Source organism: Paenibacillus sp. BK720, assembly GCF_011761545.1.
Lineage (GTDB): Bacteria > Bacillota > Bacilli > Paenibacillales > Paenibacillaceae > Pristimantibacillus.
The window spans coordinates 370,205-386,559 of sequence record NZ_JAASRQ010000001.1 but is presented as its reverse complement, the minus strand read 5'-3'; the positions used below and the strand labels follow the sequence as shown (position 1 = coordinate 386,559).

Annotated in this window: 14 protein-coding genes; 3 read left to right on the top strand and 11 right to left on the bottom strand. The window is 52.6% G+C overall.

The genetic code is table 11. The annotated features are described in order from the left end of the window. Positions 1-29: 29 nt before the first annotated feature. Entirely contained in the window at positions 30-1,004 is a 975-nt protein-coding gene (locus tag FHT67_RS01665) for a 2-hydroxyacid dehydrogenase (protein WP_167195075.1), read from the bottom strand. A gap of 163 nt (positions 1,005-1,167) precedes the next feature. Here FHT67_RS01665 and FHT67_RS01660 point away from each other — a divergent pair, with 163 nt between their 5' ends. Continuing rightward, positions 1,168-2,034 carry a helix-turn-helix domain-containing protein gene (locus FHT67_RS01660; protein ID WP_132303353.1) on the top strand — a complete coding sequence of 289 codons (867 nt, stop codon included), beginning with the start codon at positions 1,168-1,170 and terminating at the stop codon, positions 2,032-2,034. Positions 2,035-2,057: 23 nt separating this feature from the next. On the opposite strand, the gene FHT67_RS01655 is transcribed toward FHT67_RS01660, so the two are convergent. The 6 genes from FHT67_RS01655 to FHT67_RS01630 form a co-directional block, all read right to left on the bottom strand. Next, positions 2,058-2,777, bottom strand: a complete 720-nt coding sequence (locus FHT67_RS01655; RefSeq protein WP_116393787.1) for a response regulator transcription factor — start codon at positions 2,775-2,777, stop codon at positions 2,058-2,060. A 90-nt stretch (positions 2,778-2,867) separates the two neighbouring features. Further along, a complete protein-coding gene (pnpS, locus tag FHT67_RS01650; protein ID WP_167195072.1) occupies positions 2,868-4,643 on the bottom strand; it encodes a two-component system histidine kinase PnpS in 1,776 nt (591 codons plus the stop codon). Positions 4,644-4,695: 52 nt separating this feature from the next. Further along, positions 4,696-5,613 carry a bile acid:sodium symporter family protein gene (locus FHT67_RS01645; RefSeq protein ID WP_167195069.1) on the bottom strand — a complete coding sequence of 306 codons (918 nt, stop codon included), beginning with the start codon at positions 5,611-5,613 and terminating at the stop codon, positions 4,696-4,698. 185 nt (positions 5,614-5,798) lie between these two features. Beyond that, positions 5,799-7,202 carry a PAS domain-containing sensor histidine kinase gene (locus FHT67_RS01640; protein ID WP_132303349.1) on the bottom strand — a complete coding sequence of 468 codons (1,404 nt, stop codon included), beginning with the start codon at positions 7,200-7,202 and terminating at the stop codon, positions 5,799-5,801. A 117-nt stretch (positions 7,203-7,319) separates the two neighbouring features. Beyond that, the gene (locus FHT67_RS01635; protein ID WP_167195066.1) at positions 7,320-8,018 is read right to left on the bottom strand and encodes a Na-translocating system protein MpsC family protein; all 699 of its coding nucleotides are present in this window, start codon (positions 8,016-8,018) and stop codon (positions 7,320-7,322) included. 123 nt (positions 8,019-8,141) lie between these two features. Continuing rightward, the gene (locus FHT67_RS01630) at positions 8,142-8,855 is read right to left on the bottom strand and encodes a Na-translocating system protein MpsC family protein (RefSeq protein WP_243866859.1); all 714 of its coding nucleotides are present in this window, start codon (positions 8,853-8,855) and stop codon (positions 8,142-8,144) included. 634 nt (positions 8,856-9,489) lie between these two features. Between FHT67_RS01630 and yfbR the strand changes: the two genes are divergently transcribed. Then, positions 9,490-10,086, top strand: a complete 597-nt coding sequence (yfbR, locus tag FHT67_RS01625) for a 5'-deoxynucleotidase (RefSeq protein WP_132303339.1) — start codon at positions 9,490-9,492, stop codon at positions 10,084-10,086. Between the two features lie 17 nt (positions 10,087-10,103). Further along, complete coding sequence (locus FHT67_RS01620; protein WP_167195061.1) at positions 10,104-10,664, top strand: DinB family protein; 561 nt, start codon at positions 10,104-10,106, stop codon at positions 10,662-10,664. A gap of 86 nt (positions 10,665-10,750) precedes the next feature. On the opposite strand, the gene FHT67_RS01615 is transcribed toward FHT67_RS01620, so the two are convergent. Genes FHT67_RS01615 through FHT67_RS01600 form a run of 4 tightly spaced genes read right to left on the bottom strand, consistent with a single transcriptional unit; the run spans position 10,751 to position 16,337 of the window. Then, positions 10,751-11,623 (bottom strand): sugar phosphate isomerase/epimerase family protein, encoded by an 873-nt coding sequence (locus tag FHT67_RS01615; RefSeq protein ID WP_167195058.1) that lies wholly within the window; start codon positions 11,621-11,623, stop codon positions 10,751-10,753. Next, positions 11,620-12,669, bottom strand: coding sequence for a glycoside hydrolase family 18 protein (locus FHT67_RS01610; RefSeq protein ID WP_132303335.1), 1,050 nt, complete (start codon positions 12,667-12,669; stop codon positions 11,620-11,622). Before FHT67_RS01610 ends, FHT67_RS01615 begins: the two co-directional genes overlap by 4 nt. Beyond that, a complete protein-coding gene (locus tag FHT67_RS01605; protein WP_167195055.1) occupies positions 12,670-15,309 on the bottom strand; it encodes a transglutaminase-like domain-containing protein in 2,640 nt (879 codons plus the stop codon). Continuing rightward, entirely contained in the window at positions 15,306-16,337 is a 1,032-nt protein-coding gene (locus FHT67_RS01600) for a carbohydrate-binding family 9-like protein (RefSeq protein WP_167195052.1), read from the bottom strand. Before FHT67_RS01600 ends, FHT67_RS01605 begins: the two co-directional genes overlap by 4 nt. Between the last annotated feature and the right edge of the window lie 18 nt (positions 16,338-16,355).

Here is a 16,355-nt window from a genome sequence, read left to right as displayed (position 1 = left end):
GCCTCTGCAGCACGCAGAGGCTCTTCCCGTTAGTTTTTCAATTCCGGAATCACGTATTGCGGCTCCCTGCCGTATAACGCATCCACCAGGTTGCGGGCCGCAACCATGGCCATGTCGTTCCTCGTCTTCTTCGTTGCCGATCCGATATGCGGCAGCGTCACCACATTATCGAGCCGGAGCAGCGGATTATCGAGGCTGACCGGCTCCTTCTCGTATACGTCAAGTCCTGCCGCATAAATCCGTTTCGTGCGCAGAGCTTCGATCAGAGCCGCCTCGTCAACCGTCTCGCCGCGAGATACGTTAATAAAGATCGCCGTGCGTTTCATCCGGTTAAACTGCTCCTCGCCAATCATATGCTTGGTCTCCGGCGTAAGCGGAGTCATCAGCACGATAAAATCCGACTGCTCCAGAAGCTCGTTCAGCGGCAGATAATTTACGCCAAGCCTTTCCTCCGTCTCCGGCTTGCGGCTGCGGTTGTAGTAGGAGACCTCCATGTCAAATCCGAATTTGGCGCGCTTTGCGATTTGCTCGCCAATGCGTCCCATCCCGATAATGCCTAGCTTCGCGTGATGCACGTCCAGACCGAACAGCTGCTCGCCCACGCCGCGCTGCCATCCGCCGCTGCGGACGAGATTATGCAGCTCGGTCACTCTTCTGGCCGCCGCCAGCATAAGGGCCAGCGTTAAATCCGCCACCGTCTCATCCAGCACATACGGCGTATGGGTGCCAATTATGCCTCGTTTTTTCATCGCGTCCAGATCGTTATGGTTGTAGCCTACCGAAATATTGCTGACCGCCCGCAGCTTCGGCGCTGCGCTTAGCAGCCGCTCGCTGATGGCATTGCCGGCTGCAAGCAGCCCTTCCACGTCGCCGAGCTTTTCGGCAAGCTCCTGCCCGGTAATCGCTCTCTCCGGGTTTTGCCACATTTCGCAATCGCAATATTGATCGAGGTATGCTTTTACCTCGTCGGATACTTTGGATGATAGGTACACTTTTGGCCGCATGCCGTCATCTCCTCTCGCGTTATGACTCTATTATACCTATGTCTCCGGCGATTTGGCGAATGGTTGCCTTTAACGCCGAAGCCCACTACAATGAAGAAGGCAACCTGTCGCCCGGGGCGGCAAGTGCAATAAGATACTTCAACGTAAGGTGGGACCGGCAAAGGTGGAGCCGTTTAACGAGAAAGTTGTCTATGAAAACCCTTTGTTATCCTTGCGTGTCTGGCAGCCGATCCGGAAGGATGACGATTTCACCAACTGGCATTATCACCGGCAGCTAGAGCTGCTCTATATTATAAAAGGCAGGCTTGATGTGGATGTCGAGGAAGAGAGCTACCATCTCCAGCCGGGCGACATCATTATGATCGGCGCTTCCCAGCTTCACCGCGACCGGAGTGTCGGGCATCTCGATTACATCGTCCTGCAGTTCGAGCTGGAGCCGTTTTTCGATCAGAGCACGATCGCTTATATGCGCTACTTCTCCGAGACCGAGAATCCGCTCAGCATGGCCAATTATATCTTTCAAGAGAACGGCAAGGTGAAGAAGCAGATCGGAGACTATATCCGACAGCTGCATCAGGAGGCGGAACGCAAGGAGACCGGCTACGAAATCGCGGTCAGCGTTCTGATCAAGCAAATTCTGCTGACCCTGCTGCGCAACGATAACCGGAAGATGCTCGCCGAGCAGGACGACTTCGACCGCCTCCGGCTGAAGCCTGTCCTGGACTATGTCGAGAACCGGCTGACCGACCGGATTCAGGTGGAGGAAGTCTGCCGGATCGCCAACATGAGCTATTATTACTTCGTCAAGTTTTTTAAGAAAACGATAGGGATGTCCTTCACGGAATTCGTCAATTACCGGAAAATCAAATGGGCGGAGCGCATTCTTCTTACGAAGGATCTAAGCATTACCGAGGTCGGAGAAAGGATCGGAATGCCTAACATGGCCCACTTTTATAAGATGTTCAAGAAGTACAATGACTGCTCCCCCAAGCAATTCCAGCGCAAGATGCTGGATTGGAACCGACAATAGCGGAAACAAAAAACTCGTCCACCTTATCCCTTTGGTGTGACGAGTTTTTTTGACATGACCAATTTATAACCAACGCCGCGAATCGATTCGATCTGTACGGATTGACCCAGCTCCAGCTTCTTGCGCAGCGAGCTGACATGAACGTCAACCGTACGCTGCCCGCCGATATAATCAAAGCCCCACACCACGTTCATCAAATCATCTCGCGTAATAACCATCCCCGGACGCTGTACGAGATACAGCAGCACTTCGAATTCCTTCGGACGAAGCGGAACGGTCTCCCCGTTCAGAATGACTTCGTATTTCTCCGGATAAATCGACAAATCTCCTACGGTAATAACCTTCTCGGACGTTTCGATCGGCACCGAGTCATCCTGCTGCGTCCGGCGCAATACCGCCGATACCCTCGCGAGCAGCTCGGCAACGCCAAACGGCTTCGTGATATAATCATCCGCGCCATGCTTCAGCCCTTGAACGACTTCCTCCTCCGCATTGCGGGCGGTCAAAATAATAATAGGCGTCTTTACGCCATTCTGGCGAAGCCTTGTTAGTATTTCAAAGCCGTTCAAGCCTGGCAGCATGATGTCCAAAATAATGAGATCGAACGTGCGCTGCAAAGCGGTTTGAAGCCCGGTTGCACCATGATCAATGACAGTCGTATCGTAACCCTCTTGCGTCAGATTATACGACAAAAGACGCGCGAGTGTCGGTTCATCCTCAATAACGAGCACTTTATGTGACATGAGTACCTCCAGCCTGTCCAGCCTGGACACAGATTTCTACCTTATTTTATCACGATTTCATGAAGAATGGGTAAATTTTTCGACCGGCTGTTATTGCTGAAGAACGGGCAGCTCGATGACAAATGTCGAACCGACGCCTACGGCGCTTGTGACCGTTATCGTGCCTTTGTGCAGCTCAATCAGATGCTTGACGATCGACAGACCAAGTCCCGTGCCGCCTGAACTTCGTGATCTTGCCTTATCGACCCGATAGAACCGCTCGAAAATCCTCGGCAGATCCTTCTTCGGAATGCCGATGCCGGTATCGCTAATCTGAATCCGGATATGATCCTCATCGATGCTGGCGATATTCACCGACACTTTACCGCCTTCTGGCGTATAGTTTATGCCATTTGCGATAACATTCATCATAATTTGCCGTAGACGGTCCTCATCGGCTTCCACGTACAAGCCATGCTCCATCTCCAGCTGCAGCTTGATCGATTTCTTCGCCGCCTCCGACTCCATCATCGTTACGGTCTTCGTCATGAACGAATCCATCTCCACCGGCGAGAAGTAAAGCGGAACACGCTTCGATTCGATTTTCGACAAGGCCAGTATGTCCCCGATGAGACGGTTCAGCCTGTCACTCTCGTCATAAATGATCTGCAGGAAGGAACGCGCGGTCTCCTCATCGTTCACCGCGCCGCCAAGAAGCGTCTCGGCGAAGCCTTTCACGGCCGCGATTGGCGTCTTCAGCTCATGGGATACGTTCGCGACGAACTCGCTGCGCATCCGCTCCAGGCGGCGGATCGCCGTTACGTCCGCAAGCACGAGCAGCACCCCGCCGAATTCCTGGTTCTCCTGGAGAATCGGTACCAGGTTAAGCTCCAGCAAGCGCTCCTCCGGAAAGTAGAACGTAATCTCCTCGCGGATATGCTCACGGCTCTCCAAGGCCTCCTGAATCAACTGGGAAAGCTCGTATTGCTGCTTGGCTTCCGCGTAATTCCTTCCGACGAGCTCGCCGGACGAGATACCCAGCAGCTCGCCCGCGCGGCGGCTCATCAGCAGAATTTTGCCGGCCTTGTCAATCATCATAACGCCGTTAATCATGTTATCAAGCACGCTCTCCAGCTGGCTTTCGTTTTGCCGGATCCGCGTCATTTGCACCTCAAGGCTTTCGGCCATGGCATTAATAGCATGACCAAGCTCGCCAACTTCATCCTGCTTTCTGACCTTCACCCTCGCTTTATAATCCATCTGCTTGATGCGCTGGGCAACCTTCGTGATTTGCTCTAGCGGACGCGTTAAGCTTAAGGCGATTCGATAGCTGATAAAAGCGGCAACGATAAACAAAATCAGCAGCCCGATAATGAGCACGGTCCACAGCTGATTGATGCTCTTGTCGACTTCCTTCAAGCTCATCGCCAGGCGGATCACATTGGAATGCGGGTCCGAAGGATCTACCGCCAAGGCTACATACAATAAATTTTCCTTCAACGTATCGCTGTACCGGATAGCCCGTCCGATGCCGTCTTTATGAGCTTCCACAACCTCTACCCGCGTGCTGTGGTTATCCATCGTTTCCGGGGCATGATCCGAATCGCCAAGGACGGTGCCGTCGCCGGCTATGAAGGTCACCCTTGTATCGGCATAAGTCTTAAGATTCTCGGCTTCCTTCGTGAAATACGGGAACAGCGCCGTATTATCTCCCTGCTTCCACTCGGTTTTGGCCAGAATGATATGCATCTCGCGGATCATGTTATCCTCAAGCGCATTGATATGGTTATCCTTAAACGTCTTTGCCATGAAGAGACCGGCCGCGGTTACGGATAACGCAAGAATAATGATCATGGTTAACGTTAATCGGTTGCGAAAGCTGTTCATGGCCCTTCATCTCCAATTAGACTATTTGTCACTCGTATTATCGTACATGCCGTCATGCGGCTTTGCCAGTCTTGTTTTTGTTAAGTTTTTGTAAAACAAAATGATGCACCGTCGCAAGCGGCTGCTGCACAAGGATGGAAAGCACAACCGGCACGGCAGCCAGCGGGCTGAAGTAACCCAGCGCCAGCACGATGCCAAGCGAAATATTCCGCATGCCCGTCGCGTAAGACACGGTTACCTGCACTTCCTTGCCGCCGAATTTGGCCGTTCCGAGGAAGCCTACTGCATAACATACCCCTACCAGCACAATAACAAGCGGGATGAGCTTCAGCATGTCATGCTTCAGCTGATCGACATACGGCGCAATCGCCGAAGCGTTCAAGGCTACCACCGCAACGAAGCAGAGCTTCGAGATTGGCATGGCAACGGGCTTCACCTTCTCCTGAATCCGCCCCTTGCTCAGCTCATGCAAGACTACGCCAATGATGGTCGGAAGAACAACGATAACGAACAGGTCGAACATAATCGGTCCAATCGCAATATCCACGGTTGTATTAAAAAAGAAATGAATGCCGTAAGGGACAACCAGCGGACTCAATGCGGAGTCCAGCACGACCATCGCAAGCACAAGCGGCACGCTGCCGCCCGACATTCCAACCCATAGGACGGTTGATACGCCAAGCGGAATAATCGTAAAGAGCACTAGCCCAACAACGTAAGGCGAGGACGCTCCAAACCATAACGAGCCAAGCCCGTAAGCGACAAGCGGGGAAAGCAGATGCGCCAACAGGAGCGTCCACACCAGAATGGCGGGCTTTTTGACAACCTCATACAAATGCTTGAGTCCGCAGCCAATTCCCATCGTTAAGGTGACGTAGGCAAACAGATACGGAACGGCATCCACCATCGGAGCAAGCGAGTCGGCAAAAAGAAAACCCAGGACAAGCGATCCCGGGATCAGCAGAAACATCCATCGTTCAAAAAAAGAATTAAACCGAAGTCCAAACTCCCTCGTAAGCCATCCCTCTTTTCGATATAATGTCGATCGATATGATAGCCTTTATAATAGCATACTCCTCAAAAGATAACTGCCCGAACATAAAGAAAGACACCCGAGAACTTCGGCTGCCTTATCTATATCTTTCCCATTCACAGCTATCCCGCTACAACCCCATCCTGTAAGCTTGCGGCCGGCAAACAAATATGAATCGCAGTCCCTTCGCCTACCTGGCTTGTTATATCAAGCGTCCCGCCATGCGAATGGATGATTTGCTGGGTGGCCATCATGCCAAGGCCCGTTCCGTTTTCTTTGGTTGTATAAAAGGGAGCGCCGATCTTGGCAATAAGCTCCTGCGGAATGCCTTTCCCCGTATCGGACACCTGAATCATTAGCGTTTCCGGGCTTGGGCTGGAGGCGTGGATACCGATGACCCCACCGCTAGGCATAGCCTCCATGGCGTTTTTAATCAGATTGATAAATACCTGCTTCAATTGAGCCGCCACGCAGCGAATGGCCGGCAATCCGTCCAGACCCGATAATCGGATTTCCACGTTATTCATTAACGCTTGGGAGCTCATCAGCAGGCTGACATCCTGTACAATCTGGCAGATTTGTTCAACCTTGAATTCCTGCGCCTGCGGCTTGGCCAAGTATAGCAGCTCGCTTGTAATCAGCTCGATTCTCCGCAGCTCATCCTTCATAATCGTAAAATATTTTTCGTTAACGCCGGGAACGGCTTGCTCGATCAGATGAACGAATCCTTTCAAGGAGGTGAGAGGATTCCTTATTTCATGCGCAATGGAGGCTGCAAGCTGACCAACCGCCGTCAATTTTTCAGCTTCCAGCAGCTTTGTCTTGTTTTGATTCTCCTGCATGATGTTTTTGGCAACGCCAAATACCCCCATGGATTCATTATTGACGATAATCGGCATATTGGTCACCTTGACGTCAATAACTTTTCCGTTCTTGTGAATCGCCTTCGTTTCATAATGCTGCGTAATCCCCTTTGCCGCCAGCTTGAAAAGACTCTTTGTCTTCTCCAGCTCCTCCGGGGGAATGAGCGGAATATAGGACATCTGCAAGAACTCTTCCGCCCTATAGCCTAACAGCTGCTCCATCGCAGGATTTACGCTAAGATAATTCCCTTCCAGATCAAAGGCAAATACCGCATCCGGATTGTATTTGAAGAGCGACGCGTAGTGCTGCTCCTTCAGCAGGGACAGGCCCTTTTTCTGCGTAATATCCTGCAGGTAAACCGACAGCCCGTCGGAGGAAGGAAAAACCTTCACCTCTAACCAGATAGAGATAGGATGACAATAGGCCTCGAATTCAACCCGGATCTGTTCCTGCATCGCTTTACGGTAGTGCTCATAAAAAATCGAATAGGCTTCCTTCGGAAATTCACTCCATATATACTTGCCCATCATTTCATATGACCTTCGCCTGAACAATCTGGCCGCTCCATCATTCATATAGGTAAATTCCCAATTGTTATTAAGGGCAAAGATAGCGTCCGTTATCCGATCAAGAACCTCGTTCTGTCCATTATAATGGTTCATATTTCCTCCCAGTTATGCGAAAATAATTTACCAAATAATAAAAAGCCTAAATAAGAGCCTTATTTCGGCTTTACTTAGGCTGATGTCCAGCGATCTTTCTGGTTCATTACCACCAATTTATTGACCCGGATTTAAAATGAACACCATGACGCTTTTATCCAGATGAAAATCCCAGTCGACGAACAGATCCGTAACCTTTGCGTTTAGAAATTTCTGGAAATGACCGTTATTATGCAGGTGACCCTTTTCAAGATTCCGTTTAGCCAGCTTCAAGCTTTCTTCATGACCGATCCGAATTAATTCTTTCTCTATGCTGATCAGAATCCCAACGCGAATGACGAGCAGGGTTCTATCATTGATCAGGCAAGAATATAGGACGTCCGGACGTTTCTGAACCTGTTGGCTGATTAGACTGATCTCGTGCTGAAGCTCGTCTTTTCCTATATAGTCGCTGCCGAGGTATGGCTGTCCCCGGTCATCATGGCCCTCAACCCCAACCATAACGCCGGAATGATTGTGCAGACCCCAGTCATAATAAAATTCCTGAATATTCATACCTGCTAACAGCAGCAGGTAGGCTTTGATCTCCGGAATCAACGACTTCATTAGTAAGTCTCTAGTCGATTGAATCGAGTGGATTTGATCTTGCTCAAGAAGGATCTTCTCCGTCGGCGACAAGAAGTTTCTTAAATACAATACGACATACGGCCGATTGATGCTGACATAAATGGACTGCGGTCCTCTCCCGAAAGCCTCTCTCAGCAATCTGCCCACGTAGCTCGCTATTTCGGCTTGAGCCTCTTTCTCCAAGATCATTCATCCTTAATTTAGGCAAAAGCATTATTTCTTCCGCCCCAGATTTATTGTAGTTATATATTCGGAATAACACAATCGAAACTTTACCTATTATTTGCCTTTTTCCGCATCTTATCCGTTTCTTCATTTATGATTCGGATTCAATATAAATACGATAACGCTTTTATCTTCATGGAAATCCCAGTCGACAAACACGTCTAAAATCTGCGACTTGATGATCTCCGGGAAGCGGCTGCTGTTCATTAAATAGCTTTTTTCAAGATTGCGTTCCGCGAGCTTCAAGCTTTCTTCGAATCCAAGACGGATCAACTCTTTGCCGAGGCTGATCAGAATTCCAGTTCTGACGACCAGGAGCGTCCGGTCATTGATCATGTAAGAATGAGTTTCATCCGGCTTCTTTTGGATTTGTTGACTAATGCGATCGATCTCAACGTGCAGCTCCTCTTTGCCCGAATACCATTCCTGCGGTCTGAACCCGAGAGACTCATCCTCCGCCTCTATGCCAACAAGCATGCCGGAGTGATTATGAAAGCCCCAGTCATAATAAAATTCCCTGATGTTCATATCGGCAAGCAGCAGGAGATACGCTTTTATTTCCGGCATCAGCGATTTCATGACCAGGTCACGGGTATGCTGCACGGAATTCACCTGATCCTGTTGAAGAAGAATTTTTTCGGTTGGCGATAAGAAATTTCTCAAGTAGATTACGATAAACGGGCGGCTGATATTAACAAAAATCGATTGCGGTCCTTTTCCGAACGCCTCGCGGAGCAGTCTTCCAATGTGGCTCGCAATTTCCTTTTGAATTTGCTTTTCATTCTTTTCCAAAAAATCCATCCTTAGTCTTAGGTAAACCTGCTCTTTACCTTCAATATGTAATTCTAATAGAGACAAAAAAAGCCTAAATAAAAGTTGTAAGAAACCAACTCTTATTTAGGCTTATGTCCAGCTCCGTCTCTGGTTCATTAACGCCGAATTAGTCGTTAACCATAAAAAAACAATTTAAATAGGCAAAAGCTTTATTTCCTTTACCCTAGCATTATTCTAATGACTTTTTATCATTTAAACAAGCAAAATTTCAAGGGAACATGATGAACAAACGGAAAGCCTCCGGAGTCAAGGTCGTCTTCGGCGCTGTTATGGCCCGGTCCAAACAGGCCGCGCCTCATCCGTCTTGAGCAGATGTGATTAGTGCAAGGCTCGGGGAGCCCTCGCCGGAAGAGAAAGGACGCACCCGCTGAACGAAATCCGTCCGTTATTATTGGATGGTTTTCTCCCTCCCGGTCCCGATTCTAACGAAACGTAATTGTCGCAATTGAACTGCATTCGCTCATTCGCGGGCCTTTTTCGGCTAATAGCGTGCCTACATTCCTTTTGGATTTACCGCATGTGGGAGTCTGTCCGAATTGTGATAGGATATAGGAAAACAAACATAGCTGCACGAGGGATTAGAGAGGAGTTTGAGAAACAGATGGAAAGTCATTTTTTCGCTTATATGTACCGCCTGAAATATATTGAACGATGGAGTCTGATGCGAAATACGACCAAGGAGACCGTTGCGGAGCATTCCTTCCACGTTGCGCTGCTTGCCCATATGCTATGCGAGATCGGCAACAGCTTTTTCGGCCGCAGCTATAATGCCGACCGTGCCGTAACGCTGGCTTTGTTCCATGATGCGACTGAAGTTTTTACCGGCGATATTCCGACTCCCGTGAAGCATCATAATCCGAAAATGCTCGCAAGCTTCCGCGAGATAGAAGCAATGGCCGCTGAGCGGCTGCTCGGCATGGTGCCGGAGCCGCTTCAAGCCTCGTACGCCCCGCTTCTCGGCAAGCCGGGAAGCACGTTATCCGAAGAAGACCGGCTGCTCCACAAAATCGTAAAGGCCGCCGACCTGCTGGATGCTTACTTGAAATGCCTGACCGAGGTTTCCACGGGCAACCGCGAGTTTCTCGTGGCCAAAGGACAGACGGAGGCTGCCATCGAGCAGCTCGGGCTGCCGGAGACGGAATGGTTCCTCGCTCATATGGCGCCAAGCCTCGGCATGACGCTGGATGAATTATCGTAATAAGGCGGGTGAATCTTTTGTCCATTCAAAGCACGATGGAGCAGATAAAGAGAGAGTTGAATAAAGTGCTGGATGATTACGAGGATTGGTTTCATGCTCCGGTTGCTTTGCAAAGCTTCCTGCCTCATGAAGGATGGAGCATTGCTCAAATTTTGGAGCATGTCACTCTGACGAACCATTTTCTGCTGATCCTCATTCGAAAAGGAAAAACCAAAGCTCTTATGCTCGCAGCCAAATCGAATTTGGAAGATGCATTAAATGATTATCATCATAATCTGGGAGAGCTGGATCAGATCGCGGAGCATAAGTCTTTTAAATGGATCAGGCCGGAGCATATGGAACCGAAAGGAGAGATGCCGCTCGAGAGGGTTCATGCTTTGCTAAGGAGCCAGATCGAGGAATGCCTGGGCATCCTGCAGGACTTAAGCAATGGCGAAGGAATCTTATATAAAACCATGATGAGCGTAAATAACTTGGGCAAAATCGATGTGTATCAGTACATCTATTTCTTGGTGCTTCATGCCAAGCGGCATATTGCCCAAATGAAAAGGGTAAAAGCAGAATACGAACAACCGTAAAAGCCGAGCCCATAATGGACCCGGCTTTGCTTTTAATAATGGCAGCTGCATCGTCGTTGCGATAGACATGCTTATGCCGGATGGTCTTATGTCTCCTGCCATAGCCGCTTCACGTTATCCATGGCAATGCGGGAGGCCATGCGGCATTCCTCCATCCCTTCGAATTCGACCGTCAGGAAGCCGTCGTAGCCGGACTTCTTGATCAGACGGAAGATTCGCCGGAGATCGAGATCGCCGTGGCCGACAATCGCGCCGCGCAAATACGTGCCGTGGGCAGATCTGAACCAATCGCCGCCGCCCGGGAACTCGTCGCTAGGCCGGATGTAAAAGTCTTTGATATGAAGAAGCGAAGCATAAGGCAAATTGCGGCTCACCCCAACGAGGGGATTCTCGTCGACGCACAGAAAGTTGCCGACGTCGAGCGTCGTCCTGAAGTTAGGACGGTTCACCTCCTGCAGGACGCGCAGCACGCGGTCGCTTGCCTGCACGCTGAAGCCGTGGTTCTCGATGGTTGTCGTAATGCCGTATGCCGCGGCGTAATCGGCAATGAGCAGGCTTCCCCTCACCATGCTGCGCAGATTCTCCTCGAACCATTGAATCGTCATGCTCTCCGGCGGAAGCGTAAACGCCGTCACGTCGTGGCGCAAATGCTTCATGCCAAGCCTGTTCACAAGATCGACGTGTTCCTTGACGCGCGAGACTTCAGCTTGGAATGCTTCCTCGCTGCCTTGCACGAAATTAGCCGGCATCGAATAGTTGGACAGCTCGATTCCAGCAATCTTCGCCTTCTCCCGGACCGCGTCGGCAAGCTCCGGCTGATCGACAAGCGTAAAGCCGTAGGGCACGATTTCCATATGCTCGCCGCCGTTTTCGGCAATCCATTCCACAACGTCAAGCACCGACATTTCCCCTGCCTTAAGCGCGGGCAGCAGGCTGTACGTGCTTAATCCGACCTTCATAACCTGTCGCCTCCCCGAAGTCCGTCATGCATCGCATTCAGCAGCCGGCGAGTCCGGTCGCAGCCGAATTCCCAGAACATTAGACCGCCTAAACCGCTGTCTTTTACATATCCGCACTTATGCCGGATCGATTCCTCATCGTCGTAAGAGATAAAGCTAGACCCGTTGAACAGGTATGGCGCGCAAGCCTCTTCGTCCCAGTAACGCACGTATCCGTTCTTGCCAATGTATTCCGCGGTTAGAGCGGTATAATCAGGCCCGTATCCGCCAACGCTCCCGGCCATCTGGTGAAGCCCGCGGTTTAGGTTCGGCACCTGGTTCCACATCCGGGAATAAAAGGCCGCTCCGATAACAATCTTCTCCCTCGGCACCCCGGCGCGAACGAACAGATTGACGGAGGCATCCGCGCTGATCCGGAAAAGGTCACCCGTCGGCGTATACAGATTGGTATGGTGACCGGTCAGCACCTGGAACCCGCCGCGCATATCGTAGGTCATAAGCTGAACCAAATCCAAATATTTCTGCGCCTGATCCATCTCGGTGCCGTCTATGTAATACTGATCGGCTCCCGCCGCAATCGTAAGCAGATAATGCCGGCCGTCCAGCTTCCCTTGCTTATCCAATGCTTCTCGGATGACGGCGAGCAGCAGCGTAAAGTTCGCGCGGTCCGCCGGGCTTGCCCCGATTCCGGCTTCGCCGTAGCAGGGATATTCCCAATCCAGATCCACCCCGTCAAAAGGATGCTCCGTCACCGCGCGAACCGCCGATTCCGCCATGCGGCTTCTTCCCGCTTCGGTAGACGCCGCTTCGGAGAAGCCTCCGGCGCTCCAGCCGCCGACGGAGAGCAGAATATTGAGTTGCGGGTGTTCTGTCTTGATCCGCTTCAACTCGTTTAGATGGCGCAGATGATCGATGGTAATAGCATCGCCCCGGACATGGCCAAACGCAACATTCAGATGCGTAAGCTTCGTCAAGTCTTCCCTTGTCAAATCGGGAAGATGGTTATCGCTCGCATATCCGGCGACCACGTAGTTCTGGTTCGTCATTTAAGATTCGCTCCCTTTCGCCGGTAATGATGGGGTAGTCTGCCTTGCGGCGGCCAACGCTTGGATGGCCTCCTTGCCCATTCCGATCTTATAGCCCGATGCGGCGTAACGGATGCGGTCTTGGCTATCCAGCACGAACAGATGCGGAAAGCCCGCCTCGCGGTTTGCGGATGGCGGCAGCGAAGCTTGCCAACAATCCCTCGCGAACGTAACTTCTGACTGCAATTGCGGGTATTGCGCGGGATTAAACGACAAGGTCGATTCGGCATCGCCGATCAGGAGAAGGATCGCTGCCCCGGTATATGCCGCGGAAACCGCCAGCTCTCCCAGCTCGCGCAGCAAATGCTTCGTAGGCTCGCGCTCCGGCTCGATCCAAGCGACGATTGCGTCATCGCCGGTGATCAGATCGCCCATCGTCAGCGGTGATCCGTCCAGTCCTGCGAGCGGTCTCGCCCGGTCCATTACGCCCAGTACCGGAAGCTCGAGCGCAGCCTTGCGATAGGTAAGCTCAACATCCGTATTCTCGCCTTCGCGAACAGCGAAATGCGAAAACCGCGCCAATACCGTGCCGTCCCGAAGCCTTACGCCCGTCGTAATCCGGTAGGAACCGGGCTCTGCTTCAAACAGCTTGCCGTATACGTCGCCAAACTTAGGCGGATAGATTAACGTTTTGTAGAACCCGTTCTTCTCCAGACGGGCAATCGTGAAATTCTCGGCGTACGACGGCTCAGGCGCGTCCTCCGCAGCCTCGGGATCGCGAAGCAGCCGAATGCTGCCATCCCCCCCGGACGAGGGCTGCGGCGACTTCGCGTCCGGCATCGCGTCCCGCCACTCGCCGCCCGCCTTGTATTGCGGCTTCAGCTCTTGCGGATGCAGCCGCGCCGGAATCCCCAGACTCCGGCAGACGGCTACGAAGAGAATGTCGAGCGAGTCCCTGTCTCCCCGTCTCAGCCTAAACGTGCCGACGGGATTGCCTTTGCCCTTCAAATTCGGAAGGTCTTCCCACTCGCCGTACCTGTCGTTCAGCCAATGCGCCAGCGCTGACGCGTTCGAACGGAAAGCTTCTCGCTCCTGCTCCGTAAACGCGGCTTGAAAGAACTGTCGGTAAGGCACAATCATCTCATGCAGCACGCGTGGGCAGAGAATGTAAGGGATGAACTCCTCGTCCGGCCATTCGCCGCGAACCGCAAGCGAACCGATCAGATGATCGTTCAACGTCTCCTGCCGCGCATCTATCCAATCCTTCTCGCGAAGACTCTCCATCAGGCGCAGCGGCCACGGCCCATATTCGGCTGTTCGCTCGCGCAGGAAAGACGCAATCTCGCGGAAGTTTCCGCGCGACAGGCTCAATATGCTCCACACCCGTTCCGCCGGAAGCCCTAACGAGACAGCCAATTCCTCGGCCTCCGGTTTGCTTGCGAACGTGCTCTCATAGGCGGTACGCAGCTTTGTTCCTTCTTCGACCCGGTGAGCATGCCTGCTTCCCTGCTCACCGGGCAGTGGTTTTGCCGGTTCTCCTTCGCCTTCCGGCGGAGGAACCATATCGAGATCGAGCGTACCTCCCGGCTGCTCCGTCCGATCCAGGACAAGCTCGCGGATAATATCCCCGCCAGCAGCCAGCTTCACCTCGCCCCAAAGGTTGTCCCAAGCCGCGCGAACCAGCAGATCCCCATACCCCGTCTTGAAGCTGATCTCTCCCCGTTCGTCCGCCAATAACGTGGCGATCGGGTAAAATTCCGCCATATTGTACAGCTCGAAGCGCACTTCGGCGCCCGGGACCGGATGTCCGGCCCCGTCTTTCACCGTTAACGCAACGATACGGGTAGGCGCATAATTTTCGAGCAGATTAATCTCCGTAAACCATCCGTTTGCCGCGATAATATCCTCCGGGCCGGGATAGTCGGCCAGGATTCGCGTATTCAGCAGCATCGCCCGGCGGGCCGGCGGGCCGAACCACCCCTGGTTGAGCCGAGCTTCCGGCTCGCAAGCGCCAAGAAAGTGCCATTTCCCGTCCGCCCAGGCCTCTACCCAGGCATGATTATCGTCGCAATGCGCCCAACGCGGCGTGTAAATCTGACGGGCGGGAATACCGATGCTTCGCAGCGCCGCAACCGCCAGCGTCGATTCCTCGCCGCAGCGGCCCCTTGCGCTCTTGATCATCGTAAGCGGCGACATCGTTCTCAAATCGCTGCCGATATAGGCAGCCTTCTCGTGACACCAATAATTCGTCTCCAAAATGGCTTCTTCCATCGTCAGCGACTTTGTGCGATAGGCTAGCTCATTGAACAAAATGCCGCGGTGATCTTCGATATTTTCCGTATTGACCCGGTAAGGGAGAACATAATGCAAGAACAGGGAGTCGGGCACCCGGTCTCCCCAAGGAACAAGCCGGCGGATCGCCAGCGTGCTCCGCACATGGCTCAAGAACAAGGCGCCGTCATAATCGGCGAGATCGTTCACCGGCATGTAGGCGAACAAATACTTGAGCGCCCAGCTCTCCTCCTCGGACAGCCCCTCCCGGAGAACGTCGAACAACTCGCGTTCCCTGGCCTGCGCAAGCTGGCGTTTTATGCTTAATTTGCTTTCGATGAGATCCCGTTCCGCTTGATTCAGCGAAAACGGCGAAGTCCAGTCTGTCATGCTCCCGCTCTCTCCTTCCACAGCTTCCCGTCCTCGCGAATGCACCAGAGCGATACTCCGTCCGACGACAACGCCGAGATTTGAAACATACTGCGCGTCGTTTCGACCGTTGCTTCAATGCTCCACGTATCGCCTTTCATCAAACGCTTCGCATCCGCTTCAAACCTTCCTTCAGCCGCGTAATGGTTGCGCTGGCGGTAATACAGCTTCCGCAGCTCCCACTTGATGCGCTCGTCCTCCGGCATCGCAAAGGAATCCGGGCCTTCATCGCCGGAGAACAACACGTAACCCCACAGTTCCGGATAATGCATGTTGACGATGCCCATCGGCGTCCACACCCAGTTGTCCTCCGGATAGGGCTTGCCCGTCTTCGGATTGATGACCTTGCGGTAGCCGCCTTCCGCCGGCTCCGCTTGCCATTCCACTCTGGAGAAGTTGATGCGCCAGAATTCCCCGGCCAGCGGCGGCCTGCTCTCCGCCGCGCATTCGCGCAGACTGGCCCAAGGAATAGCGATTTCGACGCTCCACATCCGGTTGTCGGCCGCTGGATTGTTCAACTCGCCTTCGATATAAACGGCGCTTCGCAGCCCCGCGATATCCCAGCCGTTCACCGGCGGACCGCCGTCCCGATACGGCTTGACGAGCAGCAGATCCCATACCGTATTCAGCGCATTGATTTCAATCTCGTAATAACCATGCGTGTCCCCGTCCGGATCGATAAAAATTTCAAAATCGTTGTCGTAAAAAATAACCGAATCCCGCTCGGTGAGCATTGCCCAGATCTGGTCCTCCAAGAGCTCCGCTCCGACATACAAATAATCGTCGTCCCACAGCATTTTGACGCGAGTCCGCTTCGTAGGCTTGGAGCGGACTTCGCCTTCGATATCTATAAAATCCTCGGTCCAGTCCGCCGCTTCCCAGAATGGCTTACTCAAACGTCCGTCAAGCGCGAACGGCTCCAAGGCCCGCCGGCAAATATAATGCCTTGGCCCGTAATCGATTACCGGCTCCGGCACTCCGCTAAGCATCCTATCCTTCCCCCAATC

Bases quoted from the DNA above. Each gene is read 5' to 3' on its own strand.
- FHT67_RS01615 (WP_167195058.1), bottom strand. From the start codon at position 11,623: ATGAAGGTCGGATTAAGCACGTACAGCCTGCTGCCCGCGCTTAAGGCA.
- FHT67_RS01655 (WP_116393787.1), bottom strand. From the start codon at position 2,777: ATGTCACATAAAGTGCTCGTTATTGAGGATGAACCGACACTCGCGCGT.
- FHT67_RS01645 (WP_167195069.1), bottom strand. From the start codon at position 5,613: ATGTTTCTGCTGATCCCGGGATCGCTTGTCCTGGGTTTTCTTTTTGCC.
- FHT67_RS01610 (WP_132303335.1), bottom strand. From the start codon at position 12,669: ATGACGAACCAGAACTACGTGGTCGCCGGATATGCGAGCGATAACCAT.
- FHT67_RS01600 (WP_167195052.1), bottom strand. From the start codon at position 16,337: ATGCTTAGCGGAGTGCCGGAGCCGGTAATCGATTACGGGCCAAGGCAT.
- FHT67_RS01605 (WP_167195055.1), bottom strand. From the start codon at position 15,309: ATGACAGACTGGACTTCGCCGTTTTCGCTGAATCAAGCGGAACGGGAT.
- yfbR (WP_132303339.1), top strand. From the start codon at position 9,490: ATGGAAAGTCATTTTTTCGCTTATATGTACCGCCTGAAATATATTGAA.
- FHT67_RS01640 (WP_132303349.1), bottom strand. From the start codon at position 7,202: ATGAACCATTATAATGGACAGAACGAGGTTCTTGATCGGATAACGGAC.
- pnpS (WP_167195072.1), bottom strand. From the start codon at position 4,643: ATGAACAGCTTTCGCAACCGATTAACGTTAACCATGATCATTATTCTT.
- FHT67_RS01635 (WP_167195066.1), bottom strand. From the start codon at position 8,018: ATGATCTTGGAGAAAGAGGCTCAAGCCGAAATAGCGAGCTACGTGGGC.
- FHT67_RS01630 (WP_243866859.1), bottom strand. From the start codon at position 8,855: ATGGATTTTTTGGAAAAGAATGAAAAGCAAATTCAAAAGGAAATTGCG.
- FHT67_RS01665 (WP_167195075.1), bottom strand. From the start codon at position 1,004: ATGCGGCCAAAAGTGTACCTATCATCCAAAGTATCCGACGAGGTAAAA.